Here is a 25,313-nt window from a genome sequence, read left to right on the forward strand (position 1 = left end):
CTGCTTGGGATTTGGGATCTCGTATTAAGGACGGTGAGGGCCGCCGGAGCGCGTACCCTGTGTTTGCTATGGAAGAGATCATTTCTTGACGGCAGAGCCCGTCTGGGCAAACCTGTCAGGGCGTCCGGGGCTCCGGATGCTCCATGACCTGCTGACCTAAGCAGCCGGAATTTCCCGACATAGGACGTTATCGCTGACCACCATGCAGGGATAGCCACGCGTTCGGGCGATATTGTCGAGCTCACGGGCAACCCGCTGGCCGGAGAGTGAGGTGTCCACGACCGCGGCCAGGCATTCCCGGCTGAAGTCGTCAATGACGCAGAGCACCCGGAAACGGCGGCCATCCCTTGCCCGGCAGGGCATTGCGCAGCAATGCCCCGGAAGGGGGACAAGCTGTCCGAGACGAAGTCCAGCGACCATCTCTGGTTCGGCCCTTGCGGGATCGCCAAGGGCGCACGCGTCCCAATGGCGCGTTTTCGCCCGCCGCGCTTGCGCACGCTCAGCCCCTCTTCGCGGTAGATCCGTTAGAGCTTCTTCCAGTTCACCTTCCAGCCCTCGCGGCCGAGCAGCAGGTGCAGCCGACGATAGCCGAAGCGCCGCCGTTCGCTGGACAGCTCCTTCAGCCTCTCTCGCAACTCGGCGTCCGCAGGCCTGGTTGATCCACGCCGATAGACGCGCGGATCTATCCCGGCCAGGGCACAGGCCCGCCGCTGGTTGTAGTTCTTCTCTGTCATGGCCCAGTCCACGGCTCTCCGCCTTGCACCGGGCTTCAAAAGTTTTTTCCCAGCATCTCTTTCAGCGTTGCCACATCAAGCATGTGCTCGGCCAACATCTTCTTGAGCTTGGCGTTCTCGACCTCCAGAGCCTTCAGCCTCTTGGCCTCGGACACTTCCATGCCGCCATACTTCGAACGCCATTTGTAGAAAGTGCCATCGCTGATGCCGTGCTTCCGGCACAGTTCCTTCGCCCCCATTCCGGCTTGGTGCTCCTTCAGGATGCCAATGATCTGCTCTTCGCTGAAACGGCTTTTCCGCATCGTCTGTCTCCTCGCTTGGAGAACAGGCTAACTTCAAATCGCGGACTTTTCAGGGGAGCACGTCACCTGTCACTCAGCAGGTCGGCCACCGTGATTGCGGTTTCCTCGGTGTAACGATTGCAGAGCGTCATCCGCGCATACCAGCCGGTCAGGTTTACCTTTACCGACTCTGTTTTTAATTTCGCCTCGACGGGCCGGACATCCCGGAAAAGTTCATTTCCCGTTACGGGACACAAAAGGGCTTTGTTATCTGGTATATCGGTCTCCTGAGCTGAACCAGCATATCGCGACTGGACCAGTTTCGGAATGCTGATCTGGCCTAACCAAGCCGCGTTCATCGCCGGACCAGCTCTTGCCGGGGGGGGCGGCCTTGCAGGCCTGCGCCGGGAAGCGCCAGTTAGTTGTGCCGGTTAGAATGCCCGCATCACGCCGTCCCACTGATCCCTCTGTTTTCACACCAGTAGACTACTGCAGCCCAGAGCGCTGCCCGTCTGAGGCGATCACGTTTTGTACCCATAGGTCATCAGGTTCTCAACGGCTTGCCGGCGTTGCAGGGTTTGCGGCATGGAGAGCTCATACGCCGTACCGATACTGCGAAGTTGAACGGCCACATCCTGCGGTGTCCAGAACCTACCCTTCCCGGCGGGATTGGAGTGCGGTTCATTTTGCGCAATTTTGGCGTTCACCAGGATTTCACCTGTTTGCATCGATTTCACCCGAACAAGGCTCGCCGTTTCATCTTTCCCAAGTTCAACCTCGACCCTGGCAACCGGTTTGGCGATAAGATTGCAGTCCTCGATGACCGGGTGATCGTGTGCGTCCGAGAAAGCCACGGTTACTTTGAGGTCGAATTTTTCCAGCTCCGATTTCAGGGTGGAGACATTGCGCTTGGTGTAAAACTTGTTGAGGGTGGTTCCTCCGGCATGACCGGCGATTGCCTGACGGCGGTTTTCGGGAACGCCGGCATCGTCAAGCGCGCTGCTCAGTGTTTTGCGTAGCGCATAGAAATCTTCACTCCAATCCGCAATGCCGAGGCGGCGGTACAGTGTTTTCAGCTGTTTCCCGAAATTCCCGGCAGTGGCGGCGATGTCAGTGCCTCCAGCCGGAGAGGGAAACAGCAGGCGCTGGTCCACCGGCTGCGAATGGACCCACTCCACGAAGCCCAGATCGATCAGGAGCTGAGGAAGTGGCAGCGTTCTCTTCGAGTCGCTGTTCTTAACCCGGTGTTCTGACGTGATTCCGATTGTCAGGCACAAAACGCCATTGTGTAAGATCAGATCTGTCTTTTTCAGCTGCAGAATTTCCAGGATCCGGGATCCCAGCGTCATCACCAGCAGTGGAACCCAGTATTTCGCATCCCGGATGATCATAGAGCCGGGCTGCCAGCGGCGCCCGTTTGACGCGCATCCGGTATAGATCGGTGACATGAGCAAGGCTTTGAGCCGCTCCTGCGACCAGGCTTCCCGGTCTTTTGGTCTGTCCTTACGGACAAAAAGCGGATCCGACTTTTCATTGCTGTTTCCTTTGATGTGCTCCTTCATATCCGAGTGCGTCAGGAACCGGGTCTGGCCGGTATAGTCGAGATTTTTCTGGGCATTTCTGAAGATGCCGTGCAGGCGGTCGAGGTGATGGCCGACTGTTGTCATCGTGAGCCGGGGAATGAGGCGTTCGGCAAGGCGGGCCCGCATCTCAGGCAGGGCCAGCGTTTCGTCTGCCTCGATTTTGGCGCGGACGCTGGCGTCATGCAGGTCGGCGCGTTCAACCTCTTCCCGCTTTGTGGCCTTCTCCCGGTCATGAACGAAGCGGTTATTGCCGTGTTTCTTCCCGTGAAGTGAGGGTATGCGCTGAATAAAAAACATGAGGTCCTTGACCTTGTCCGTCGTTATCGTGCTCAAGGGAATGTCCCCGAAGAATTCGAGAGCGATCTCTCCTGTGGCCGCAATTTTGCGCGCCATGTCGCGGGAGCTTGCTCTTTGGACTGCGTCTTGAACCGCGCCGGACAACATGATCTCACCTTTGATAAACTGGTCAAAATCCGCATTGTCTTCTTTCGAGAGCAGTTTTGCTGCAGCTACCCGTACATCTTCGCCATTGAGGGTTTTGATTTCGGCTTTATTGATCTGCCGTTGCAGGGAAGCGGCCCGGCGCCCGAGATCCGGCGAAACCGGAAGCGAGAGGGGCAGCGAGGTTTTTTCCCCGGCCGCGCACAGGGCAGGCTGCACGAGAGACCAGTCCTTGAACTTCATAGCGTCACGCAATGCCTGGTTCTCGGCCTTGAGGGCCGCAATTCTTTCATCGATTTCCTGATCGGACAGGGCTGTCTCTGAATTCTGCTCCTGCAGGATGCGATTGAGATCCTTTCGCAGTATTGCTTTCAGCAGAGCCTCTGCTTCACTCGGCGAAATCTCATTTTGTTTCAGGGCGTCCACGATTTCCGGTTCCTTCTGCTCGTAGACCGCGAGCAGGCTTCCGGCCCGCACCACGGCGTCGAGCGGGAACTCGGTTCGTAAAGAGAGACGCAAAAACCGGTTTGATACGCCGCCAGAAATTTTTCGGGGCAGGCGCTTCATGAAATAAAACGTACGGCCGCGGCGCATGAGATAAGGGCCGGCGCGGGTGCGTCCCCGGGCGCGGTATCCGATTTTGGAACTGGAGGGGTGTATCCCACCCTGTATCCCATCGTCAGCGGACTGGGATACACGGCGAGTGCAAGGGAGCGATTTTCCCTTGTTTTTCTGAGTTTTCAGAGAAAGTTGGCTGGGGTGGTAGGAAGCCTTGCGTCCCGATCCGCTTCATCGCCTTAGCCGTCCCGCTAGCAAATCTGGGGCAGTATCTGGGGCAGAAACAGCTTTGCGCAGCACGTTCAGCCATCTAACCTGCTCACGTGTTTTGAGGAGAAAAGTATTGGCTAAAGACGGCAAAGAATTGGTGTCCGCGACTGGTGGCGCCCTGGCTGGTGGTAGCGCAGCGCTAGTGGGGGTTTCGCAACTGGGGGCGGTAACCGGACTGGGGGCGACCGGCATTACTTCTGGCCTTGCCACAGTTGGAGCGGCTGTAGGAGGGGGAATGGCTGCTGGCTTGGCTCTTACTGCTGCTGCGCCCATCCTCGGCGGTGCTCTAGCCTACGCCGGGTACCGCTATCTCACGGCGGAAGACGAGGAAGGCTCGAAGGAGTGAACTCGTCCTCCGCTAGCCCACTCTCCCCTATGCTTCCGCAACTCTGGGCCTAGGCGTTAGGGTGGTGACCAATGACAGTTTCCTCGACTGGGCAGACCAGTATCCTGAGACTTGGCAACCGTACAAGCCGACTAAGTGGCTCGCCCACTAACCACCCGCCAGCAGACCTCTGGAGGCCCGCTAGCAGTTGATTTCGACCGCGGACATGGCGCGGTGGTTAGAACCCCTTACCCTTGAACTCGTCGGTCGGGACGAGAAGGAGAAACACGAACATGGCAAGGTTCGCTGGCGGAACGAGGATAAGCAAGAACCACCATTGACTTACTCCTGTGTCACGGGTTCGCCGAACACCGAAAGCGAGGAGGATTACTGCGCTAGCGAGGAGCACAATCAGCGGCAATATCCCAGCCTCCGATAGCAAAAGAACCAAACTGAGGAACATAGCCACCCCGGTTCCGATCTGGCATAGCAGATACTCACCCCGGGTTGATCGACCCGAGAAGCTAAACAGGTACTGCAGCCGCGGAACTAAGCTGTTGCCAACTTCCTGGGCAGTTTGTGTCCCTTGCTTGGCTGCTTCAACGGCTTTTTCGGCTGCATCGTCAGAAGCCGCTTTAAGCTTTTTCTGGGTGTCGGGGTTGGTCAGCTTTGCAACGGTTCCCTTCAAAGCGAGTTCAACTATGCGGATAAAAATCAACGCGATCGCCGCACAGGCGATGACAATGATCCAAATTGGGAGTTCCTGGTACTCGTGCTGATACCAGAAGCCTGCGGGAATACACCCGAGTGCAATAACTAAGCAAAGAAGTATAAATCGATCCATAAGCTACTCATTTCATTTGATGAACTATCCGGTCAAATCATGCCTCGAGCAGTGTAAGCACGCACCGCGTAGTTTCGACGCGGCCACACTCGCGCGCATTTCTAGCACCCGCAAATGAGACTCATAGTCTGTAGATTATAAGTCTACAAGCCTGCTCTCTCCGACCATGGCAATTCGCAGGCTAGTTGGACGAAATCTGAAGCGGTTCAGGGAAGAAGCAGGGTTCTCGCAGGAGACTCTGGCCTTTGAGTGTGGCCTGCACCGGACCTATGTCAGCGGTGTCGAACGCGGGGTAAGGAACCCGACTATCGTGGTGCTCGAAAAGCTAGCGGTCCCACTTGGCGTTCCGGCGTGGAGGCTGTTGGTGCCTGAGGACGAGCAGGCTTAGGTGCGCAGGAAGCGGTCGGCCCCACCCGGCTGCCTACGCCCAGACTAGAAAGGCCCACCGCCATCCTGAGGACAGAGGTGAGCCAAAAGACTAGTTAGCCAGATTAAGCGGCAAAGAGCTTCAGTTTCCCTTCAGCTATCAACTTTGCATTCGACCGACGGTGTAATGGCGATCATCGGCGGGGATGAACACCGTGCTTTCGGTTCGATTTGCGTGTTCGAGGTCAGCCAGACTCACGCCTGAGTGGGTCTCGAATTCTTCGAAGACATCAGCCCCACTGTGGGTAGTGTCCAGAAAGAACGCACGGCTACCGTCGACGGCAATGATTTCGAATGCGGCATCAAGTTGAGTGGTCATGAAATTTCCTCTCTTTGGCCCCGTAGCGATTGCCTCGGTGAGTGGATCACAAAGGCAGACGGTGAAATCCAAGATCGGTACGGGCTCCTTGTTATTGTTATCGTTGATCCTCCAAGCAGGGAGGGAGGCCTTCCTACAGTTAGCCTATCTGTTTGCAAGGGGTTTATGGTTAGCCTCCGGCTCTGAAGAAAAAAGCAGAGTGCTCCCCGGCCAGCACGAAGCCAGCCGGGGTGTCTCTACGGTATCTTGCGGGTCAGCACGTATTCGGCCAGCCAACGCCAGTAGTCTTCAGCGTCAGCGAAGCCCTGTGACCGGGCCGCCAGATCTTCAGCCGCCCTACGAGAAAGACCGCCATCGTATTCAGCGATAGCGGCCCTCTCCTCGAACTCCTCAATGTTTGGTGGTCTCATCCCGGCACCGGGAGCCGTATCTGGTCAACTATTGCCCGCTTCTGCTCGTCACTGATCCCTGCGGAATAGATGCCGTAGGTGATCCCGTTCTCTGACCGTGCAGACTTATGGCCCACCAGAGACGCCGTGAAATGCTCCGGAACGCCTGTTCGCTCGCACTGGGTGATGAACCATTTCCGGGTGGAGTGAAACACCAGACCTGAACGCTCAAGCTTCAGCTGCCGACCAAGAACAGCGAACCCCTTTGTGATCCGGTTAACGGTTAGATCAGGAAACAGCGGCCCGTGGCCCGGTAACTCCCGAAACAGATCATCCAGGACCGGGTGAGCCGGAACCTGTCTCTCCGCAGCATCGGTCTTCAGCAGGCGCAACTCATTGGGGCGAACGTGGATGAACGTCCCGAGATTGCCCTTGGTTACGAGGTCTTCCCGAAGCAGTCCCGCCGCTTCCCCCGCCCGCATCCCGGTCAGCAAACAAGTTACCAAAGCAGGATGCAGATCAGGGTCCTGAACCCGCAGCAGTTGGACCACCTCCTGATCGGTCAAAACCGCGTAGGGCCGAGGCTTGATCTTCTGGTCGAACAACACCGACTTGAAGGGATTAGCTTCCAGATGACCCTCGTAGACGCACCAGTCGAGGAAATGATTTACCTGCGACCAGATACGCTTCTGGGTTCGCACCGTGATCTTGACGGCACAGTTCTCTGAGAACGAGAGCAGAGCGTTGAGCCCCAAGCCACGGGTTTTCTCCGACTTGCCGATCAGCGGTGAGAGCCGGGCAATCGCCCCGAGGAACTCTCGCCCCTCCGCCCGGGACAAACTGCAAAGGGACCGGTCACCGTATTGGCTAGCGAACAGCCCAACTGAGTACCTGACCGACTTGAACCCGCCGGGCCGAAGCTCATTGCTCCTCCTGTTAGTATATACTCTGCTCGCATCACGGATCAGGGTTTTCTCGCGGGATACGAGCTATTGTCAAATCTGGTGTTTGGGCGGTCATCAAGCGGCGGCCTGATCTTGTGTTGATGGCTTGATGCCGTTGATGAAATCGACGCCTTCGATGACGTCTGCGAGATGAGCGAAGCCGCGCAGCTTGCGCCAGCTTTTCTCAGCGCATTGGCCGAGCTTGAACATCATGTGGAGCATCCCGTCCCGGCTCAGGCATCCCTTGGTGCGTTTCGTGCGGTGGCGGATGGTGGCGAACGCGCTCTCGATGGGATTTGACGTCCTGATGCTCTGCCAGTGCTGGGCGGGGAAGTCGTAGAAGGTCAGCAGTTCGTCGCGGTCCTTGACCAGGCATTCGACCGCCTTGGGGTATTTCGCTTCGTAGGTGCCGACGAACAAGTCAAACTCCTTGCGGGCATCTTCACGGGTCTCGACCTGCCAGATGTCGTGCAGCGCCTTCTTTGCCTTGGGCTGACTGCGCTTTGGCAGATAGTTCAGAACGTTGCCCGTCTTATGCACCCAGCAGCGCTGTTGCCGGGTGGAGGGATAGACTTCCTCAAGAGCCGCCCAAAATCCCATGGCCCCGTCGCCGACCGCCAGTTTCGGAGCGTTGAGGCCGCGGCTTTTGAGCCCCAGCAGGACCTCGCGCCAGCTTTGGGTGCTTTCCCGCACGCCGTCCTCGATGGCCAGGAAATGCTTCTCGCCGCGCGCATTGACGCCGATCACGACCAGGGCGCAGAGCCGGTCATCTGTGCCGCGCAAGCCGCTGTAGATCCCGTCGGCCCAGACATAGACCCATTCATCACGGCCAAGATCGGCCTTGCGCCAGGCGTCGTACTCCTCCGCCCATTGCGCCTTCAGCCGCGCCACTGTCTTGGCCGAGAAGCCGGTCGCGTCCGGGCCCAGGAGCGCCTTGAGTGCTGCGCCCATCTCGCCCGTAGAGATGCCCTTGAGGTACAGCCAGGGCAGCGCCGCCTCGATCGACTTCGCCTTGCGGACGTAAGGCGGGACCAGCGCCGAGCGGAACGCCACAGGCGCGCCCGTCTTCGAGCGCACCTTCGGGATCTGCACCGTGACCGGGCCGATCCCGGTCTGCACGGCGCGTTCGGGGTGGTGTCCGTTCCGAACAACCGCGGCCCGGCCCTCCGGGGTGCGGTGTTTCGCAAATTCGGCCAGGAAAGCGTCCAGCTCCGCCTCGACCGCCGTTTGCAGAAGCTCCCGCGCGCCCTTGCGCAGAAGATCCGTCAGCGGGTCCGACACGGTGTCTCGACCGGCAAATTCGATGATGGTAGCGTCATTCATGGTGGTGCGTCCTCGATGGTTGGTGGTTTGTTTGGCGACATCAAACCAACCAGATGCACCGCCAGCTTTCAAACCGCCCAAACACCAGATTCAGCCATAGCTGCGGGATACCAATCGGTTGAACTCAGGGCGCTCCAGAACGGTACCTGAGTGCTCCAGAGTGGCCCGCAGGCGGTCAAGAGCGGTCTCCGGCTTCGCTACCCATCCCGGGGCGTTTACGCGGCTCTCCGGGGCAGAGAGTGCGTCTTCGGCCTCTGATCGTATCCTTGCCACCAGCGTCTCGTAGCGGGCGTTTATCTCCGCTGCCCGGACGCGGGCTGTCGAAGTGTCCCGAGTCTTCAACGATTGCTTCAAGGCTTGCTGACCGAGCACAACGGCGACATCCTTGGGGTAGTTGCGCCGATAAAGCCACGTATGGCCTTTCAAGTACGCATACTTGATCTGAGCAGACATTGCGTCTCCTCCTTCTAGTTTTGAGTTTGGGAAGAAAGGGCTTCAGTCGCCCTCGTAGACCCTCAGGATCAGGTCGAAGTCCGGCTCGCCGTATTCGCCTTCCAGTGGTCCGTTCAGTGAGTAGCCGCCCACGCAGTCGTCAAAGACTTCAGTGACCCGGAACAGATGCTCCGGCCAGTCCTCAGATGCGCGGATAACCACTATGTCGTCGGGGTGATACTCGACCATCAGTCGATCCTGGCGAACAGGACGATGATGATCTTGCCGATGACGATTTCACCGCTGCTGGACCGTCTGGCCTTTGTCGGCTTGGATGCTAGCAGGTACTTCGCAAGTATATGAGACAGCATGATAAACCTCCGTAGTTGCTATCGTTTTAGATACGGAGGGGTGCTCGATTTCAGGGGCTTTCAGTTCCCCAGGCAAGCAAACATAGTGCCTAGCAGGTCTCCCCAGTTGCACCAGAGAGAGGCGTTAGCAGTTGAAAGCGGCTGGTGAAATCTCACCCTTCGCCGTCGTCAACTGTTTCTTCGGGTTTGATGTAACGTTTTGCCCATCCAAACTCCGGGCGAAGGTCCGCCAGCTTCCTGAACATCGCACGCCTTTTTGTAAGCAATCGCGACATTCTCTTAAGGTTTTTCAGCTGTTCCGCAAATTGATCAGGCATGCCATCATAGCCCTTCGCAAGCAGCTCTGTAACAGACTTAAAATCCTCTGTTTTTTTGACCACCTCCCAAATGAACATCCCTCCCGCTGCGGCTGGTATCACTGCCAAAGAGGGTCCCAGAGATGCGAGCCAAGCAGAGGCCCCAACAACAGAAGTTAGTAAAGACCCAGTGAGCAGGATGCGGAGAAGGCGGGTTCTCGCAGGATGAAGGTCGAATTCAACGGGAGTTGTGATGTCAAGGATGGCATCCACCGTTTCGGCTTCAAATATTTCGGTCTCGTCAGCGACCGTTTCAGCAAGTTCTTGGAAAAGCCTTTCTTCTTCTTTTCTTTTTTCCGGCGTGTCATCAAACTCATCAGAAGCTGCTACAAGTTCCCTGCCGACTGGCGTCGCCATCATCAAAGGGCCATGAAGAGCGATCAGGGAATCTAGCGCTTCTTGTTCCTCGGGCTCGAAGTCAGGCCATTCTCCAGTCTGAATGTTGTGCTGAGCTGTCCTTGAAGCGGACACCAGACGAGTACCTCTTGCAAACAGAACAGCAAAGTTGATGTCGCCTATGTCTTTGCTGAGCTCCTTTGCATAGCTCCCTATGACCCTCTCGAGCAAGGCGGATTGGGGTGCATTGGGATTTCGAGAATAGCGATTGCTTAAGACAGCTATGGGACCATCTGCTGAAATCAGCTCTTCGCGAATGGCGATGATCCTGTCCACATCATCAGCCGTATTCGGCACCGCAACGAGTTCTACCTTGCCATACTTGGTTAGCCCAAATTTGACGATGTCGCTTTGATCGGGAAGGGCTTGTGCGAGGGACCTGAGAGCTATTGTCAAATCTGGTGTTTGGGCGGTCATCAAGCGGCGGCCTGATCTTGTGTTGATGGCTTGATGCCGTTGATGAAATCGACGCCTTCGATGACGTCTGCGAGATGAGCGAAGCCGCGCAGCTTGCGCCAGCTTTTCTCAGCGCATTGGCCGAGCTTGAACATCATGTGGAGCATCCCGTCCCGGCTCAGGCATCCCTTGGTGCGTTTCGTGCGGTGGCGGATGGTGGCGAACGCGCTCTCGATGGGATTTGACGTCCTGATGCTCTGCCAGTGCTGGGCGGGGAAGTCGTAGAAGGTCAGCAGTTCGTCGCGGTCCTTGACCAGGCATTCGACCGCCTTGGGGTATTTCGCTTCGTAGGTGCCGACGAACAAGTCAAACTCCTTGCGGGCATCTTCACGGGTCTCGGCCTGCCAGATGTCGTGCAGCGCCTTCTTTGCCTTGGGCTGACTGCGCTTTGGCAGATAGTTCAGAACGTTGCCCGTCTTATGCACCCAGCAGCGCTGTTGCCGGGTGGAGGGATAGACTTCCTCAAGAGCCGCCCAAAATCCCATGGCCCCGTCGCCGACCGCCAGTTTCGGAGCGTTGAGGCCGCGGCTTTTGAGCCCCAGCAGGACCTCGCGCCAGCTTTGGGTGCTTTCCCGCACGCCGTCCTCGATGGCCAGGAAATGCTTCTCGCCGCGCGCATTGACGCCGATCACGACCAGGGCGCAGAGCCGGTCATCTGTGCCGCGCAAGCCGCTGTAGATCCCGTCGGCCCAGACATAGACCCATTCATCACGGCCAAGATCGGCCTTGCGCCAGGCGTCGTACTCCTCCGCCCATTGCGCCTTCAGCCGCGCCACTGTCTTGGCCGAGAAGCCGGTCGCGTCCGGGCCCAGGAGCGCCTTGAGTGCTGCGCCCATCTCGCCCGTAGAGATGCCCTTGAGGTACAGCCAGGGCAGCGCCGCCTCGATCGACTTCGCCTTGCGGACGTAAGGCGGGACCAGCGCCGAGCGGAACGCCACAGGCGCGCCCGTCTTCGAGCGCACCTTCGGGATCTGCACCGTGACCGGGCCGATCCCGGTCTGCACGGCGCGTTCGGGGTGGTGTCCGTTCCGAACAACCGCGGCCCGGCCCTCCGGGGTGCGGTGTTTCGCAAATTCGGCCAGGAAAGCGTCCAGCTCCGCCTCGACCGCCGTTTGCAGAAGCTCCCGCGCGCCCTTGCGCAGAAGATCCGTCAGCGGGTCCGACACGGTGTCTCGACCGGCAAATTCGATGATGGTAGCGTCATTCATGGTGGTGCGTCCTCGATGGTTGGTGGTTTGTTTGGCGACATCAAACCAACCAGATGCACCGCCAGCTTTCAAACCGCCCAAACACCAGATTCAGCCATAGCTGGGGACCTGACTTGAGAAATTCGATTCTGACTCAGTTCACTGGTCTGATCGTCTACGGCCGCATCCGGCGCGTTCCTCTTGACTGACTCGATACCGCCATCGCGGCCGGAGGCGCTGGCATAGCTCTGCGAGGTGCCGATTACCTGGCCGTTGGTGGCCTTGAGGTTGAACATGTGCTTTCCGGCCGCGGTCTCTTTGCTCTCATAGCGCGCATCATCTCCGGCATTTTTCCTGACCGACTCGATGCCGTTCTCGGCGCTGGCCTTCTGCTTGTAGCCTTCACTGGCCAGAATGTTCTCGCCGTTACCTGCCTTCAGGCGGAAGCGGAATTCGCCCGCGTTGTCGGTGTAGAGTTCGAATTTTCCTGGCATTGGCAAACTTCCGACGAAAGGGAACAAGACAAAAACAGAGTAGGCTTTCTACTTTTTCATCAATGGCTTGCCAAAGCCTAGCATCTTCTCTCTGGGCTTCAAGCGCATATCGCCACATCACCGGTCAACGCCACCGCCGGGTCCCCACCGCGCCATGTCCGCGGTCGAAATCAACTGCTAGCGGGCCTCCAGAGGTCTGCTGGCGGGTGGTTAGTGGGCGAGCCACTTAGTCGGCTTGTACGGTTGCCAAGTCTCAGGATACTGGTCTGCCCAGTCGAGGAAACTGTCATTGGTCACCACCCTAACGCCTAGGCCCAGAGTTGCGGAAGCATAGGGGAGAGTGGGCTAGCGGAGGACGAGTTCACTCCTTCGAGCCTTCCTCGTCTTCCGCCGTGAGATAGCGGTACCCGGCGTAGGCTAGAGCACCGCCGAGGATGGGCGCAGCAGCAGTAAGAGCCAAGCCAGCAGCCATTCCCCCTCCTACAGCCGCTCCAACTGTGGCAAGGCCAGAAGTAATGCCGGTCGCCCCCAGTCCGGTTACCGCCCCCAGTTGCGAAACCCCCACTAGCGCTGCGCTACCACCAGCCAGGGCGCCACCAGTCGCGGACACCAATTCTTTGCCGTCTTTAGCCAATACTTTTCTCCTCAAAACACGTGAGCAGGTTAGATGGCTGAACGTGCTGCGCAAAGCTGTTTCTGCCCCAGATACTGCCCCAGATTTGCTAGCGGGACGGCTAAGGCGATGAAGCGGATCGGGACGCAAGGCTTCCTACCACCCCAGCCAGTCCTCCTGACATCAAGCAGCTAAGGCACTCCCGGGACCCGTAGCACCCGAAATGCCCCTAGTTTATGCCCCCGCTGGGTGGCACGCTTGCTGGTCGCTGACGAGGCCGGTCTCCCATGGTTAGCGTCCCCTTCCATAGCTTTCCTCTTCCCTTGGCCTAGGGTAGGAGGGAATAGGTATAAGTATTGAATAGAAAGCGGAGGATGGAGCCCCCAGGTTCTTCCTCCCTTCCCATCCAGAACAAGAAGAAAGGGAGACCTATGGGAGACATTGAGAACCCCTGGCACTCCCGCCCAATCGACGTCCACCGCTGGTCAGACCATCCCGAGGTTGCCGAACTCTGCGACCGGATCTGGGACGGGTATCTGCCGAACGATCAGACGTCTGGGCCGAAATGTCACTAGGAGGCTGTTTTGGCAGCAACAACTCTACCCAATACCCCTGCTAAGTTTAAAAGGGCCATTGAAGAGGCGCTAAGAGATCAGTTTCCCGATTTTGGAGAGACACCAGGCCCCGTAATGATCGGGGTGCTGTACTTCTCAGCGGTCTGGAGCCTGTTCGAGTTCAGGGCAACTAATACAGACGCCAACCAAGAGGCGATTGTTGCCTTCGTCACAAAGTGTGACCCGTCTCACGAGCAGATCCGGGAGTTTCAGCCCGCCTTCGATTACTTCAGGGCAAGGTATATCGAGGGTCACAAGACAAATCATAGATTTGCCAGCCTCGTCAGTGGGAACAGCAAATGCGCAACACTAATCGAAGACGCGCTTTTGGAGCGGGAAAGTTCAGGTACCGCCAAGTTGATCGGCCTCCTCTTGATCGCTTACTGCCTCAGGAACAACCTATTTCATGGCACCAAGTGGGCCTGGGGCCTTGGCGATCAGTATGAGAACCTAGCCTATGCAACGCTAGTACTTACCGAGACACTGTCGGCCTTCGCTATCGAACTTGGTTGATTTCAAAAGGCTCAACTGCTCGCCCAGTCCGTTGCTCATGCTCGGCCATCCGTCGAAGATAACTATCTGACCGGGGAGTTTGCCGCCAGATCACGTAGTCTTGGACGTGCTCAGCGTCAGGATTCACTTCGTCCAGGCCAAAGAGCTGATGATCCACGGGCAGCGCGACCCCGATCACGGCTTCAGAGGCCTCCTCCATCACCCGCTTCAATTCCCCAACCCGAGTGTAGTCGATCAGGTAGCTGTCATGCACTGACAGGACCGGGACGCCTTGCTCGCTAAAGTGGCGATGAACCCACTCTGAGATCCGACCGTCCAAGTGCATTAGTCTGATCCCATGATCCATGAACAGGAAGTCATGCAAGTGAGGGGTTCGCTCAAGGAACGCAGCGAGAAGTGTCTCCAGTTGTTCATTGGTCAGGGTTTTGCCGACATGCCCAGTCGGGAACCCGTCTCTGAGCCCCCTAAAGGCAGCGTCTTTCGACCCTGCATTGATAGCAGTAAGCACCAGCCGCTTGATCAGCTTACGCTGGAGCGCCGCTGGGACTCCAGGCAGAAGGCCCTCAGGAATATCGTAGGGGTCGTAGGTTAGCTCGACACCTGCCTCTATGCTGAGCATAGCAACGTGATGGCTCCTGAAGTCCACCTCGACCACCGGCGTGTCGTTGATGAATATCTTGGACCGCCATTCGCTATTGATCAGCTGCCACCAGCCGCCATGAAAGCGCCCGTTCAGGTTCCAGCTCTCCCTGCTAAAGATGCGGCGGGTGCGCTTGTGGTGATGGTCAGTGGCGACATCATCAACCTTGGGCTCTTCAAGAACCGGGATGTCAATGAAGGCCGCTGAGATCACCTCGTTGTAGCGGCGCAGCTCCTCTCGCATCCTGATCGTTTCTTCATTGTCTTCGTACTCGACGAGAGCGCCGTCATCAGCGCCCCGAAGAATGATCAGTTCCTCGTTTTCGACCCGGCCAACATCATCTCTCTGGAAGGCCGCCTCAGCAAACCATCCTTGCAGCACCTCAGAGGCCCGTATTCTCGTTGTTCTGTTTCCCCGTGCATAAGCGCCTGAATAGCTCCCCTTAGCTAGGTCGATCAGGCCAGCATCATCAAGGGCGTGGATAATTGGGATGATCTTCTTGGAGATATGAATGGCGTTGTAGCGGGATGACGTGTCCCAGTAGTTCGAGGACATCGAAACACCGATACATAGTTCCGGGTCTTCCAACCAGGCTACGTAGAGGTCGAGGATCAAAACACGCAGCTGATGGCGAAAGGCAGTCTTCGGCTTTGGCCCAGACGTCTGATCGTTCGGCAGATACCCGTCCCAGATCCGGTCGCAGAGTTCGGCAACCTCGGGATGGTCTGACCAGCGGTGGACGTCGATTGGGCGGGAGTGCCAGGGGTTCTCAATGTCTCCCATAGGTCTCCCTTTCTTCTTGTTCTGGATGGGAAGGGAGGAAGAACCTGGGGCTCCATCCTCCGCTTTCTATTCATTACTTATACCTATTCCCTCCTACCCTAGGCCAAGGGAAGAGGAAAGCTATGGAAGGGGACGCTAACCATGGGAGACCGGCCTCGTCAGCGACCAGCAAGCGTGCCACCCAGCGGGGGCATAAACTAGGGGCATTTCGGGTGCTACGGGTCCCGGGAGTGCCTTAGCTGCTTGATGTCAGGAGGACTGGCTGGGGTGGTAGGATTCGAACCTACGGTACACGGTACCAAAAACCGCTGCCTTACCACTTGGCTACACCCCATCGGTGAGGCGCTGTCTAAAGTTTGTTGCGGGGGGGTGCAAGAGGGTTTTTGAAAAAAATCGACTTCCTTTCCATCTTCCTCTGAAACTCGCGGCCAAGCTCGATAGGGCAGTGGCCGGCCAATGGTGACAAGGACTGGAAAGAGACGTGATAAGAAAGGGTTGCAGTCTTTGCGGTCAAAGAAGAACGGGCGCTGGCAGGAGTGGAAAAGCCGTCTGCTGTGGGCAGGTGCCAGCCGTTGCAGCCGGCACGCCAACGAGCCGCCAGCCCGTTGCGGGCCGGCGGCGGAAACAGGGCCTCAGGAGCCCCAGATGGCCTGATGCGCTTCCTCGCCGCTTTCGAAGATATGCGGCTGCACGCCGCGGCTGGCGAGCGTGCCCTGCATCTTCAGGCGCATGAAGGCGCTGGTTGTGTAATGGGCAATCGAGGCGCTGTTTTTCTCCAGCGTCTGCACGACCGTGGCCGCATAGTCGTCCTGCAGGTCCTCGGCGATGCGGAAGCCGTTCTGGTTCATCACCATGTTCACATCCCGGCCGCTTTTGGCAAAGGCCTCTTGCAGCACCCGGGTCAGATCCTCGACGTCGCGCTTCTTCTTGACGCTCCAGCCTTCGAGGTTGAGGAACATCGTGTGCCGGGCGGCGTCATAGGTGACCCGTTCCGACAGATTGAGGTTCAAAAGGTCGTTCATCAGACCCATCGGCTCATCCCGGAAGATGCGGGGATCCATCTGGGTAACATTCTCGATGATCGGCCTGAATTCCATCTGATCCAGGATGTCGCGCTGCAGGTCGATGCCTGGGGCGATCTCGATCAGCTCCAGCCCCTTGGGCGTCAGCTGCAGCACGCAGCGCTCGGTCACATAGAGCACCGGCTGCGAGCGTTTCGACGCATACGGCCCGGAGAAGGTGATCTGCTCGATCAGGCGCACGAATTTCTTGTTGCGGCCCTCCTGGACAATGCGCAGCTCGCCGTTCTCGACCGCGACCTTCAGCCCGCCTGCGGTGAAGGTGCCGGCAAACACCACCGCACGGGAGTTCTGGGAGATGTTGATGAAACCGCCGCAGCCGTTCAGGCGGCCGCCGAAGCGGGACGCGTTGACGCTGCCCTCGGCATCGCATTCGGCCATCCCGAGGCAGGTGAGGTCGAGCCCGCCGCCGTCGTAGAAATCGAACATCTGGTTCTGGTCGATGATGGCATCGGCATTGGCCGAGGAGCCGAAGCTGGAGCCGCCCGCCAGCACGCCGCCGACCGCGCCGGCTTCGGTGGTCAGGGTGATGTATTGGGTGGCTTTTTCCTCGTTGGCAACCGCGGCCACGCCATCCGGAGCACCAACACCAAGGTTGACGGCGCCATTGGGCGGCAGTTCGAAGGCGGCACGGCGGGCGATGATCTTGCGCTGGTCCAGAGGCATTTTGGCGATGCCCTCGACCGGCACCCGGATTTCACCGGACAGGGCCGGGTTATGCTGCACGCCATAGTTCATCCGGTGCATTTCGGGATCGTCGGCGACGCAGACGCAATCCACCAGCAGGCCGGGAATCTTCACGTCCTTGGGTTTGATCGAGCCGTCCTCGACGATCCGCTCGACCTGGGCAATGACGATGCCGCCGTTGTTGTGGGCGGCCATCGCCTGGGCCAGGCAGTCCAGCGTCAGAGCCTCGCGTTCCATGCTGATATTGCCGGAGCGGTCGGCGCTGGTGCCGCGGATGAAGGCGACGTCGATCTTGGTGGCCTTGTAGAACAGCCATTCCTCGCCATCGACTTCATGGTAGCGGACTATGTCCTCCTCGGTCACCTTGTTGACCTTGCCGCCACCGTGGCGCGGATCGACATAGGTGTGCAGGCCGACCTTGGAGAACAGCCCCGGCTGACCTGCGGCACAGGCACGGTAGAGCTGCGAAATCACCCCCTGCGGCAGGTTGTAGCCGCAGATCTTGTTCTCCTGCGCGGCCTGAGCCACCTTGGGCATGCGGCCGAAATTGCCGGCGATCACCCGCCGCAGCAGCCCGTCATGATGCAGCCGCCCGGTGCCCAGCCCCTTGCTGTCGCCTGCACCCGCGCACATGATCAGAGTGAGGTCGCGGGGCGCGCCCTGTTCCAGGAACCGCTTTTCCAGTGCCGCATGCAGCATTTCCGGGATGCAGCTTTGCACAAAACCGGTGGTTGTCACGACATCGCCATCGCGGATCAGCGCCATCGCCTGTTCGGTGGTTGTTGTCTTGTCTTTCATGGCGGCGCGTCCTCCCCGATGCCGGTTGCCGTCCGTTTGGGGCTCGCAGCCTCACGGAATTCTGATCGGGCATTTTAGGCGGGGGGCAGGGGGTGGCTGTCCTTTGATTGCGTCAGCAGAGGGGGGAGTTACGACATCCCGGACGGCCGGCTGGGCGGAAGTTTCCGATTGGCGGCTGCCCGTTCCCGATGCTGCAGGCGGCGGTTCCAGTGCCGCCCGCAACCTGCCCGCACCGGCTGGTCTCAAAGCAGGCTGTCACCGGCTTTCTGCCAGTCCTCCAGGCTGATGTTTTCCAGCAGTACAGACCACGCAGCGCCATCAGAGATTTTCAGCCCGCCATCCGTTTCTTCGATTTGCAGCCTGTGGCGCATCGGGCCGGTCACCTTGATCCAGTCGAGGCCAAGCTCAAAATCGCTGATCGTGTCGTCTCCGATGTGCCGGGATCGGAACAGGAAGCAGTCGCCGCCCGCGCCGCCGGTCAGAAGGTCATCCCCCATGCCGCCGGCAAGCGTGTCGGCATGCAATCCGCCATTGAGGCTGTCATTGCCCTTGTTGCCGCTCAGGTGGTCCCGTCCGCGCCCGCCAGCCATCTCGTCTGCGCCTCTGCGGCCTGCGAGATGGTCCCAGTGGCTGCCTCCGAAAATGAAGTCGTCCCCCAGACCGCCATCCAGGAAATCATGGCCGGCACCGCCTTTCATCCAGTCGTCGCCCCGGTTGCCTTCCAGGGTGTCGTTGCCTTTCCCGCCCCGCATGTCGTCGCAGGCGGCATGGCCCGCCAGCATGTCCGCACCATCGCGGCCGTGCATGAAATCACGCCCGCTGCCGCCTTTGAGAGCGTCTTCGCCCTTGGTGCCGATGGTCCTGTCCATCGCCGCGAAGACGTCTTTTTGCAGAAGATCGATATCCGTGTTGCGCAGGATGATGTCGGAAAGTTTGGTATCCCACAACGCCTTCAGCTCCTTGTCCGGAATGCCCTCCCGGCCTTCGCTCCAGAACGGATCCCCATCGCGCAGGCGGGTGAACTGATCCACCATCACGACGGTGAAAGTTTCGCCCAGCAGCCCGTCGCCAAAGGCGTCTTCGGCCAGTCCGCCAACCCAGGCATCGACGAGGTCGGTCTTGCCGTAAGCCTCCTTGAGCTTGGCGGCGAGATCCGCGTCCGAGGTGATATCGGAGAATTTTCTGGCCCGGTCCAGGCCAAGCGCCTCGCGCAGATCGTTGTAGCTGGCGATGCCCAGATCGCGCCCGCGCTGGATGTTCAGAGCTGCCAGATCCAGCCCCCCGGCGCCGGGAGGGCCGAACAGAAAGGAGCGCACGTCTTCCACTACCAGTGTGTCGATGGCCTCGGATGACTGGGTGGCCGCGCCGCGCATTATCTTTTCGATCATGCCGGAATCGCCCAGCAGGTCAGGCTGAAAGAACGCATCCCTCAGCGCCAGCGGATCGTAGCGGGTTCCGTTCTCAGCGACCAGCTGCAGATTAGCGGACAACAGCGTGTGCCCGAGCCTGAACACCGCTGTCGAGAACTCCATCGAGATGCCGGGGTTCACCTCCGGGTCATAGCCCTGATAGGTGCTGAGCGCGTCGTCGCAGATCAGGATCGGCAGGAATTCCTTGTAGGTGACGGCCTGCACCAGCGCTTCAACCCTTGCACGGGCAGCATCGAACAGCTGGTCATCCGTCAGCGACGGATCCCGCTCCGCCAGCTTCTCGACCTGACGGTTATGCTCGCGGGTGAAAATCGTGTGCATTGAGGACAGCGCCACGTTCTCTGCAGCGCGGACATCCCCGGTCAGGAAGCCGTCCCCCTCCCGGTACAGGTATCCGTCCTTGGTCATCTTGAGCTTGCCGCCCTCATCCCGCATGGCATACAGGGTATCCGCATCCGAGCCATAGATCATGGAAGCATCGATGTAGGTGGTGATCTCATTGATGTATTCGCCATCCTGCTGATCCACCCGGGTAAAAGGAATGACGGCATCGCCGGTTCCGTAAGGGTCGAAATACGGGTCCCCCGCCGGAACCGGAATGTCTGCCCGGGTGTATGTCCCGGCGCTGGTCAGCGACAGGTCGTGGTCCAGGAACTGCCCCCAGATCCACAGGAAATCCGATGCACAGGCGGCGTTATGCGTTTCGCCGTCCTGTTTGGACAGAATGTTGGAAATTTCGCGCGGATTGGGCCGGTCGGATCCGGCCATCTCGCCATAGGGCCCCAGCCCGCTTGGCGCCAAGTTCAGCAGCCCTGTGCCTGTTGCGCCCCATTCTGGATTATCCGGATGTGTGGAATAGCCATCGTCGGGCCGTGCGGCCCCAATCTGCAAATTGGACATGTGATCCCCCAACCACTCATTACTTTCACTAAAATGCCGCGGTGCGCAGCTCGCAGCCCCCTGTGCGAATTGCGCCGGCAAACGCCTGTTAGCTCCCGAAAATGCAACCGTGCCGGGACTCAGGCGCAGCGCCAGTGTATCACGTTTTTGTGTCGAATTGTGCGAATTAGTGAGGCTCGGTCAGTGTGTCAGGCCTGCCTGGCCTGCGAGCCCTCTGGGCTGAAGTCCTTGCCATCCGCCCATTCGGCAATCTGTTCAAGCAGTTGGGTCTTGCGCACGGGCTTGGATAGGAAGCCCACCATCCCCGCTGCTCTGCAAGCCGCCTCATCGGTGCTGAGCACATTGGCAGTCAAGGCCAGAATCGGGCAGGGCCGGAGACCGTTTTCATGCTCCCAGGCCCGTAACCGCCGGGTCGCTTCAAGCCCGTCCATCACCGGCATCGACATGTCCATCAGCACCAGGTCAAAACGCTGCGCGGTAAAGCTGTCCACTGCCTCTTGCCCGTTGCTGCAAATGGTCATTCGGATGCCGGACGGTTCAAGCATTTTCTTCAGAACCATCTGGTTGGTGCGGTTGTCCTCTGCAACCAGCAGGCGCAGATGGCTGAACCTGTCTGCAGACCGGTCCGTGCCGCCGGGAGCCGCAGGGGCAGCAGGCTCCGGGGCAGTGCTGAGCGCGTCCTGCAGCGTCCGCAGCAGCAGCTTGTTGCGGGCTGGTTTCATCAGCACGCGCAGCGACGTGAAATCCTTGAGCGCCTGGTAGTCCGGAATCACCTGGCTGCCGGCGCAAAAAACAACCGGCAACTTCCGGCAGCCCGGCAGGCCATGGAGGCTGTGGCACAGGTCTCTGGCCTGATCCAGCGGCAGATTGGTTTCCACAAGAACCAAATCCGGCTGCTGCTGCCTTGCGGCCATTGCTTCGACCCGTTCCAGCAGATCCGACATGCTGTGCGGAGCAATTGTTTCGGCCCCCCAGTAAGCCAATTGGCGCAGCCGCACGTCGCGGGCAATCGCCAGGTCCGCTGCGACCGCCACCCGCATGCCGGCAAGCGGCCGGGAGGGGAATGGCGCCGGCGCGGCAACCGGCAGCGTCAGACAGACCGTGAAACAGGATCCCTTGCCGATTTCCGACACCACATCGATCCGTCCGCCCATGGCCTGGGCCAGGCGTGAGGAAATTGCCAGCCCCAGCCCGGTGCCTTCAAAGCGCCGGGCGGTGGTGCTTTCCACCTGCTCGAATGCGTGAAAGATCTGGCCGACGCTGTCCTCGGGGATGCCGACACCGGTATCGCGGACATCAATGCACATCGGAATGGTGTGGGAGGGATCGTAGTTGAGAGTGATGCTGATGTGGCCTTCGAGAGTGAACTTGACGGCGTTGCCCACCAGGTTCATCAGGATCTGCCGCACTCTGCCGCTGTCGCCGATGTAGATGGCGGGTGTGCTTTCCGGGATGTCGATGCAAATCTCGACTCCCTTGGCGGTGGCGCTTGGCGACATCAGCGTGGCAACGTCGTAGATCACGTCGCGCAGGTTGAAGGGCTGCTCCAGCATCTGCGTCTTGCCGGCTTCCAGCTTGGAGAAGTCGAGAATATCGTTGACGATGCGCAGCAGCGCCTCGGAGGAGGCCAGTATGGTGCCGGTGCAGGATTTTTGCTCGGGTGTCAGATTGGTCTCGTTCAGCACCTCCGCCATCCCCAGAACCCCGTTGATCGGAGTACGGATTTCATGGCTCATCGTTGCCAGGAAGCGGGATTTCGTCTCTGTGGCGGCCTCGGCCCGGGCTTTTTCCTGCAACAGCCGCTCGGCGATCTGCTTTTTCTCCTGCAGGCTGGTTTCCAGCGTATCGAGCGCCGTGAATACGGCTGCAATCTCATCTGCTTCCTGCGAAGGGGCAGATTGTTCCCGGCTGGCCAGCTGCCGCAGCTTGGAGGCCGCAGACTGCATAGCCGCCGAGATGCCGTGTGCCTTGCGCATGGCAAAGATCAACGCCGCGGCCATGAGCAGTGCGGTGCCCGACAGCCCCAGCACGAAAATGCGCGACAGTACCTGGTTCGCCGCCGCCACAGCCCGTTCCGCATGAACCGCTGCCAGATCCGTTACTGTACCGGCCTGGCTCGTGACGGCCTCGCTGCTCATGATCAGCGCGCTGAGCGTGGGAATGTCCCGGGCGGGTTCAATTCCCAGCAGCACAACCGCCATTTTGCACCAATCAGCCAGCGCATTGTTCAGCGCTTCGGCTTCGGCCCGCAGCGGACCGGGCAGCGGCAGTTTCAGCAAGGCGCTGAGATCCCGGTTGATTTCCCGTAGATGCGCCTGAAACCGGCTGGCCACTTCATCCTGAGGGATCAGCCGGGTCATGGCGAGCACGTCCTGTGCATATGCCTCAGCCGCAGTGATGCCGGTGCTGACGCTGCTGGCGCGCCGGGTCACTTCCAGCGAGGCTTCCAGAACAGCGTCCTTGCGGCTGGAGGCATATATGGCCATGCCGCCGACCAGCAGAGTAGCGAACAGTGCCGCAACCGAAATGATCAGGACCGGCAGGACAATGGACCGTTTGATGTTCATGTCCGGATGCCTTCAGCCGCGCACGTCAGTTGGCCGGCAGGATGGGGGTTGGCACATTGGTTTCATTGTCCGTGAGTGTTTCGAGAAAGGCGATCAGGTCCGAAATCTCCTGTTCGGAAACGGTGAAACCTTCGATATCCGCCTGCCGTGCGCCTTTGGCCGATCCGCCGCGCGCATAGTGGCGGATGACCTCCGGCAGCGACAGCAGCGAACCGTCATGCATATACGGGGCCCGCATGGCGATATTGCGCAGCCCCGGGGTTTTGAAGCGGTATAACATGGCCGGATCCTGCGCCGCCAGGCCGCCGGCGCCCGGATCGCTGGTGAGCAGCCCGATATCATGCAGCTGGTTGTCGGTGAACATCCAGCCGGAATGGCAGGACACGCAGTTCGCCCGCCCAGTGAACAGCGCAAAGCCGCGTTTGGCCGCCTCCGGCACTGCGGTCCCGTCTCCGTTCACCCAGCGGTCAAATCTGGCAACGCCGCTGACGATGGTCCGCTCATAAGTGGCGAGCGCCGTCAGGATGGTCTCCTTGCGGATGCCGCGGCCGGGAAACAGCCGCTCGAACCAGATCTTGTACTCCTTCACCGCAGACAGGCGGATGGCGATATCGTCGAACCTTGCGTTCATTTCATCCGGGGCGGTAATCGGACCGATGGCCTGTTCCTCCAGGCTGCCGGCCCGCCCGTCCCAGAACAACGGGGTAATCCAGGCCGCATTCAGGATGGTCGGCGCATGGCGGCGCACCGGCGTATTGGCGGCACCGATGGTCTGGGGCACCGGCGATTCCCAGCCAAAGGAGGGGTTGTGGCAGCTCGAACAGCTGATGTTTTGCCCGCCGGAGAGGCGCGGGTCGAAAAACAGCATCTTGCCAAGGGTCGCTATCTCGCGGTTGTAGGGGGCGGAGGCCGGGAACGGGACGGCTGCCGGGCGCAAAAACGCGTCGAGCCCGGCGGGTTGCGCCAGGCTCTGAACGGTCCAGAAAAGCAGCGGCACCACAGCGGCTGCAGCAGCTTTCCACCGCATTCAGGATCTCCTCTTGCAATCCAAGCTCTAGTTACCCGGAATGGCAGTCTCTGAGAAGGCCGTTAAGAATGCGTGATCTAAACGGGTTTGACCGATGCAGCAGGAGCATGTTCGGGGCCAGGCTCCTGTTTTCCACCCGCTTTTTTGGGGCCAAGGCGTCTCGTGACAAGCCAGGGACCGGTCTTGGCCAGCATGAGAGCAAACCCTGCCGTCCAAAGGCCCGCAGCAACGCTGATCCCATCCCATTCCGCGGCCAGTTCCGCGCTGCCCGCAAGGCGCAGCGCGGCAGCGCCCAGCACCAGCGCAAAGGACGTGGCCAGCAATGGGCCTGCAACCAGCGGACGGCCGCTGTGGCCCATGGTGGCGCGCATCATCACTGCCAAAGTCATGCCGCCGATGGCGCCAATGCCCAGAATGTGGCCTGCGGCGGCGGGGGCCAGCAGGCCAAAGGGGACCGCCCCGGCGGCGGCGAGCCCGGCTGGTATCATCGCATACGCTGCATGCAGCATGAACAGCAGCGGTTCGCGAAGGCTGGCCAGCCCGCACCAGCGCGCCAGCCGCAGGGCATGCAGCAGCCCGGCCAGCAGCAGCAGCGCGCCGCTGACGGCAGACCAGGGCGCCGCGGTCCAGGCCAGCAGCGCCGCCGCGCCGGACACCAGTGTCACGGCGTCAAACTTGCCAAAGGGCACGGGCCGCTTTTCCGACCCCTGTTTGGCCAGCCAGTTGCGGGTGAAGCTGGGAATGATCCGGCCGCCGATCAGCATGATCAGGAAGATCAGCACCGCAATGCCCAGGCGGCGCGAGACATCCGCCGCCCCCTCGGTCATCGCCTCAATGTGGAAGCAGGCATTGGCCACGCCCAGCAGGGTGACCGGAACCAGGACCTTGAGATTGCGCCAATTCTCGCCCGCGATGATTTCGCGCGCGATCATTGCGATGACGGCGGCCAGAAAGGCGCAGTCCACCACCATCACTCCCAGTGGCGGCAGCCCCAGCCAGCCCGCCGCAGCCAGCCGCCCCAGCAGCCAAAGCCCGGACAGCAGCGCCAGAGGCCAGCCGCGCGCTGGCATCCGCCCGGTCCAGTTCGGCACCGCGGTGAACAGGAACCCGGCGACAACGGCGGCGCCATAGCCGAAGAGCATCTCGTGGATATGCCAGTCGGTTGCCACGAACGGGCCGCGGTACTCCAGCTTGCCCTGCCAGATCAGCAGCCAGGCGGGGATCACTGCAAGCGCAAACAAGCAGGCCCCCAGAAAGAACGGCCGGAAGCCGAAGGAGAACAGAACAGGTCCAGAATAGTCGGTTCGCGCAGCCATGTCGGCCTCCTGTGTCCAGTCAATGAAATGCGGGCGGCACTGGTCAGGTGCCGCCCGCCGGTTCAGCGCAAGGGACGCAATCTTTCGCCGAACCGTCCGGATCAGCACCGGCGGGCGGGGGTGAGGGAGGGGCTCCCAAGTCCGGATTTTCCCGTTTTTCCCGCACGGTTGTTTCCTCTGCCGCCACTATGCGATAACGGCGGGGTCATCTCTTTGT

21 protein-coding genes, 1 tRNA gene and 1 pseudogene are annotated in these 25,313 nt (G+C 59.8%); 3 read left to right on the forward strand and 20 right to left on the reverse strand.

What is annotated here, in order from left to right; translation table 11 throughout:
• Positions 1–186: 186 nt before the first annotated feature.
• From OKQ63_RS03535 to OKQ63_RS03550, 4 genes and pseudogenes are all read right to left on the reverse strand, one after another.
• Positions 187–1,036: pseudogene (locus OKQ63_RS03535) on the reverse strand (IS3 family transposase); the annotation flags it as partial.
• Between the two features lie 62 nt (positions 1,037–1,098).
• Positions 1,099–1,374 carry a hypothetical protein gene (locus tag OKQ63_RS03540; protein ID WP_264212589.1) on the reverse strand — a complete coding sequence of 92 codons (276 nt, stop codon included), beginning with the start codon at positions 1,372–1,374 and terminating at the stop codon, positions 1,099–1,101.
• A 162-nt stretch (positions 1,375–1,536) separates the two neighbouring features.
• Positions 1,537–3,633: a tyrosine-type recombinase/integrase gene (locus OKQ63_RS03545; protein WP_264212590.1), complete on the reverse strand. Its 2,097-nt coding sequence runs from the start codon at positions 3,631–3,633 to the stop codon at positions 1,537–1,539.
• Between the two features lie 797 nt (positions 3,634–4,430).
• Positions 4,431–5,036 (reverse strand): DUF805 domain-containing protein, encoded by a 606-nt coding sequence (locus tag OKQ63_RS03550; protein ID WP_264212591.1) that lies wholly within the window; start codon positions 5,034–5,036, stop codon positions 4,431–4,433.
• 166 nt (positions 5,037–5,202) lie between these two features.
• Here OKQ63_RS03550 and OKQ63_RS03555 point away from each other — a divergent pair, with 166 nt between their 5' ends.
• Positions 5,203–5,424 (forward strand): helix-turn-helix domain-containing protein, encoded by a 222-nt coding sequence (locus OKQ63_RS03555; protein WP_222506855.1) that lies wholly within the window; start codon positions 5,203–5,205, stop codon positions 5,422–5,424.
• Positions 5,425–5,562: 138 nt separating this feature from the next.
• Here OKQ63_RS03555 and OKQ63_RS03560 read toward each other — a convergent pair whose 3' ends face one another.
• From OKQ63_RS03560 to OKQ63_RS03600, 9 genes are all read right to left on the reverse strand, one after another.
• Positions 5,563–5,781, reverse strand: a complete 219-nt coding sequence (locus tag OKQ63_RS03560; protein WP_264212592.1) for a hypothetical protein — start codon at positions 5,779–5,781, stop codon at positions 5,563–5,565.
• A 406-nt stretch (positions 5,782–6,187) separates the two neighbouring features.
• The gene (locus OKQ63_RS03565) at positions 6,188–7,009 is read right to left on the reverse strand and encodes a site-specific integrase (RefSeq protein WP_264212593.1); all 822 of its coding nucleotides are present in this window, start codon (positions 7,007–7,009) and stop codon (positions 6,188–6,190) included.
• 180 nt (positions 7,010–7,189) lie between these two features.
• Positions 7,190–8,437: an IS256 family transposase gene (locus OKQ63_RS03570; RefSeq protein WP_264212594.1), complete on the reverse strand. Its 1,248-nt coding sequence runs from the start codon at positions 8,435–8,437 to the stop codon at positions 7,190–7,192.
• A gap of 90 nt (positions 8,438–8,527) precedes the next feature.
• The gene (locus OKQ63_RS03575; RefSeq protein WP_264212595.1) at positions 8,528–8,890 is read right to left on the reverse strand and encodes a DUF6538 domain-containing protein; all 363 of its coding nucleotides are present in this window, start codon (positions 8,888–8,890) and stop codon (positions 8,528–8,530) included.
• 42 nt (positions 8,891–8,932) lie between these two features.
• On the reverse strand, positions 8,933–9,118 hold the full coding sequence (locus OKQ63_RS03580) for a hypothetical protein (RefSeq protein ID WP_264212596.1): 186 nt from the start codon (positions 9,116–9,118) through the stop codon (positions 8,933–8,935).
• Positions 9,118–9,240: a hypothetical protein gene (locus OKQ63_RS03585; RefSeq protein ID WP_264212597.1), complete on the reverse strand. Its 123-nt coding sequence runs from the start codon at positions 9,238–9,240 to the stop codon at positions 9,118–9,120. The genes OKQ63_RS03580 and OKQ63_RS03585 overlap by 1 nt, the downstream gene beginning before the upstream one ends.
• Positions 9,241–9,392: 152 nt before the next feature.
• Positions 9,393–10,409, reverse strand: a complete 1,017-nt coding sequence (locus OKQ63_RS03590) for a hypothetical protein (protein ID WP_264212598.1) — start codon at positions 10,407–10,409, stop codon at positions 9,393–9,395.
• Complete coding sequence (locus OKQ63_RS03595) at positions 10,409–11,656, reverse strand: IS256 family transposase (protein WP_264212599.1); 1,248 nt, start codon at positions 11,654–11,656, stop codon at positions 10,409–10,411. Before OKQ63_RS03595 ends, OKQ63_RS03590 begins: the two co-directional genes overlap by 1 nt.
• 68 nt (positions 11,657–11,724) lie before the next feature.
• Positions 11,725–12,129 carry a YegP family protein gene (locus tag OKQ63_RS03600; protein ID WP_264212600.1) on the reverse strand — a complete coding sequence of 135 codons (405 nt, stop codon included), beginning with the start codon at positions 12,127–12,129 and terminating at the stop codon, positions 11,725–11,727.
• 1,044 nt (positions 12,130–13,173) lie between these two features.
• Here OKQ63_RS03600 and OKQ63_RS03605 point away from each other — a divergent pair.
• On the forward strand, positions 13,174–13,317 hold the full coding sequence (locus tag OKQ63_RS03605; protein ID WP_264212601.1) for a hypothetical protein: 144 nt from the start codon (positions 13,174–13,176) through the stop codon (positions 13,315–13,317).
• A gap of 9 nt (positions 13,318–13,326) precedes the next feature.
• Positions 13,327–13,869 (forward strand): hypothetical protein, encoded by a 543-nt coding sequence (locus OKQ63_RS03610; protein WP_264212602.1) that lies wholly within the window; start codon positions 13,327–13,329, stop codon positions 13,867–13,869.
• Here the strand turns inward: OKQ63_RS03610 and OKQ63_RS03615 are convergent.
• From OKQ63_RS03615 to OKQ63_RS03645, 7 genes are all read right to left on the reverse strand, one after another.
• Positions 13,853–15,292: a hypothetical protein gene (locus tag OKQ63_RS03615; protein WP_264212603.1), complete on the reverse strand. Its 1,440-nt coding sequence runs from the start codon at positions 15,290–15,292 to the stop codon at positions 13,853–13,855. The genes OKQ63_RS03610 and OKQ63_RS03615 overlap by 17 nt on opposite strands.
• 259 nt (positions 15,293–15,551) lie before the next feature.
• A tRNA-Gln gene (locus OKQ63_RS03620) sits at positions 15,552–15,626 on the reverse strand.
• Positions 15,627–15,924: 298 nt separating this feature from the next.
• Positions 15,925–17,856, reverse strand: coding sequence for an acyl CoA:acetate/3-ketoacid CoA transferase (locus OKQ63_RS03625; protein WP_264212604.1), 1,932 nt, complete (start codon positions 17,854–17,856; stop codon positions 15,925–15,927).
• A gap of 242 nt (positions 17,857–18,098) precedes the next feature.
• Entirely contained in the window at positions 18,099–20,186 is a 2,088-nt protein-coding gene (locus tag OKQ63_RS03630; RefSeq protein ID WP_264212605.1) for a peroxidase family protein, read from the reverse strand.
• 188 nt (positions 20,187–20,374) lie between these two features.
• Positions 20,375–22,753, reverse strand: a complete 2,379-nt coding sequence (locus tag OKQ63_RS03635) for a hybrid sensor histidine kinase/response regulator (RefSeq protein WP_264212606.1) — start codon at positions 22,751–22,753, stop codon at positions 20,375–20,377.
• A gap of 25 nt (positions 22,754–22,778) precedes the next feature.
• The gene (locus tag OKQ63_RS03640) at positions 22,779–23,780 is read right to left on the reverse strand and encodes a cytochrome-c peroxidase (RefSeq protein ID WP_264212607.1); all 1,002 of its coding nucleotides are present in this window, start codon (positions 23,778–23,780) and stop codon (positions 22,779–22,781) included.
• Positions 23,781–23,857: 77 nt separating this feature from the next.
• Entirely contained in the window at positions 23,858–25,096 is a 1,239-nt protein-coding gene (locus OKQ63_RS03645; RefSeq protein ID WP_264212608.1) for an NnrS family protein, read from the reverse strand.
• Between the last annotated feature and the right edge of the window lie 217 nt (positions 25,097–25,313).

Source organism: Leisingera thetidis (genome assembly GCF_025857195.1).
GTDB lineage: Bacteria > Pseudomonadota > Alphaproteobacteria > Rhodobacterales > Rhodobacteraceae > Leisingera > Leisingera thetidis.

Excerpts from the sequence above, each read along its gene's own strand:
- OKQ63_RS03545 (WP_264212590.1), bottom strand. The coding sequence starts at position 3,633 with ATGCGCCGCGGCCGTACGTTTTATTTCATGAAGCGCCTGCCCCGAAAA.
- OKQ63_RS03600 (WP_264212600.1), bottom strand. The coding sequence starts at position 12,129 with ATGCCAGGAAAATTCGAACTCTACACCGACAACGCGGGCGAATTCCGC.
- OKQ63_RS03570 (WP_264212594.1), bottom strand. The coding sequence starts at position 8,437 with ATGAATGACGCTACCATCATCGAATTTGCCGGTCGAGACACCGTGTCG.
- OKQ63_RS03635 (WP_264212606.1), bottom strand. The coding sequence starts at position 22,753 with ATGAACATCAAACGGTCCATTGTCCTGCCGGTCCTGATCATTTCGGTT.
- OKQ63_RS03645 (WP_264212608.1), bottom strand. The coding sequence starts at position 25,096 with ATGGCTGCGCGAACCGACTATTCTGGACCTGTTCTGTTCTCCTTCGGC.
- OKQ63_RS03595 (WP_264212599.1), bottom strand. The coding sequence starts at position 11,656 with ATGAATGACGCTACCATCATCGAATTTGCCGGTCGAGACACCGTGTCG.
- OKQ63_RS03590 (WP_264212598.1), bottom strand. The coding sequence starts at position 10,409 with ATGACCGCCCAAACACCAGATTTGACAATAGCTCTCAGGTCCCTCGCA.
- OKQ63_RS03580 (WP_264212596.1), bottom strand. The coding sequence starts at position 9,118 with ATGGTCGAGTATCACCCCGACGACATAGTGGTTATCCGCGCATCTGAG.
- OKQ63_RS03560 (WP_264212592.1), bottom strand. The coding sequence starts at position 5,781 with ATGACCACTCAACTTGATGCCGCATTCGAAATCATTGCCGTCGACGGT.
- OKQ63_RS03625 (WP_264212604.1), bottom strand. The coding sequence starts at position 17,856 with ATGAAAGACAAGACAACAACCACCGAACAGGCGATGGCGCTGATCCGC.
- OKQ63_RS03615 (WP_264212603.1), bottom strand. The coding sequence starts at position 15,292 with ATGGGAGACATTGAGAACCCCTGGCACTCCCGCCCAATCGACGTCCAC.
- OKQ63_RS03575 (WP_264212595.1), bottom strand. The coding sequence starts at position 8,890 with ATGTCTGCTCAGATCAAGTATGCGTACTTGAAAGGCCATACGTGGCTT.
- OKQ63_RS03555 (WP_222506855.1), top strand. The coding sequence starts at position 5,203 with ATGGCAATTCGCAGGCTAGTTGGACGAAATCTGAAGCGGTTCAGGGAA.
- OKQ63_RS03640 (WP_264212607.1), bottom strand. The coding sequence starts at position 23,780 with ATGCGGTGGAAAGCTGCTGCAGCCGCTGTGGTGCCGCTGCTTTTCTGG.
- OKQ63_RS03550 (WP_264212591.1), bottom strand. The coding sequence starts at position 5,036 with ATGGATCGATTTATACTTCTTTGCTTAGTTATTGCACTCGGGTGTATT.
- OKQ63_RS03630 (WP_264212605.1), bottom strand. The coding sequence starts at position 20,186 with ATGTCCAATTTGCAGATTGGGGCCGCACGGCCCGACGATGGCTATTCC.
- OKQ63_RS03540 (WP_264212589.1), bottom strand. The coding sequence starts at position 1,374 with ATGAACGCGGCTTGGTTAGGCCAGATCAGCATTCCGAAACTGGTCCAG.
- OKQ63_RS03605 (WP_264212601.1), top strand. The coding sequence starts at position 13,174 with ATGGGAGACATTGAGAACCCCTGGCACTCCCGCCCAATCGACGTCCAC.
- OKQ63_RS03585 (WP_264212597.1), bottom strand. The coding sequence starts at position 9,240 with ATGCTGTCTCATATACTTGCGAAGTACCTGCTAGCATCCAAGCCGACA.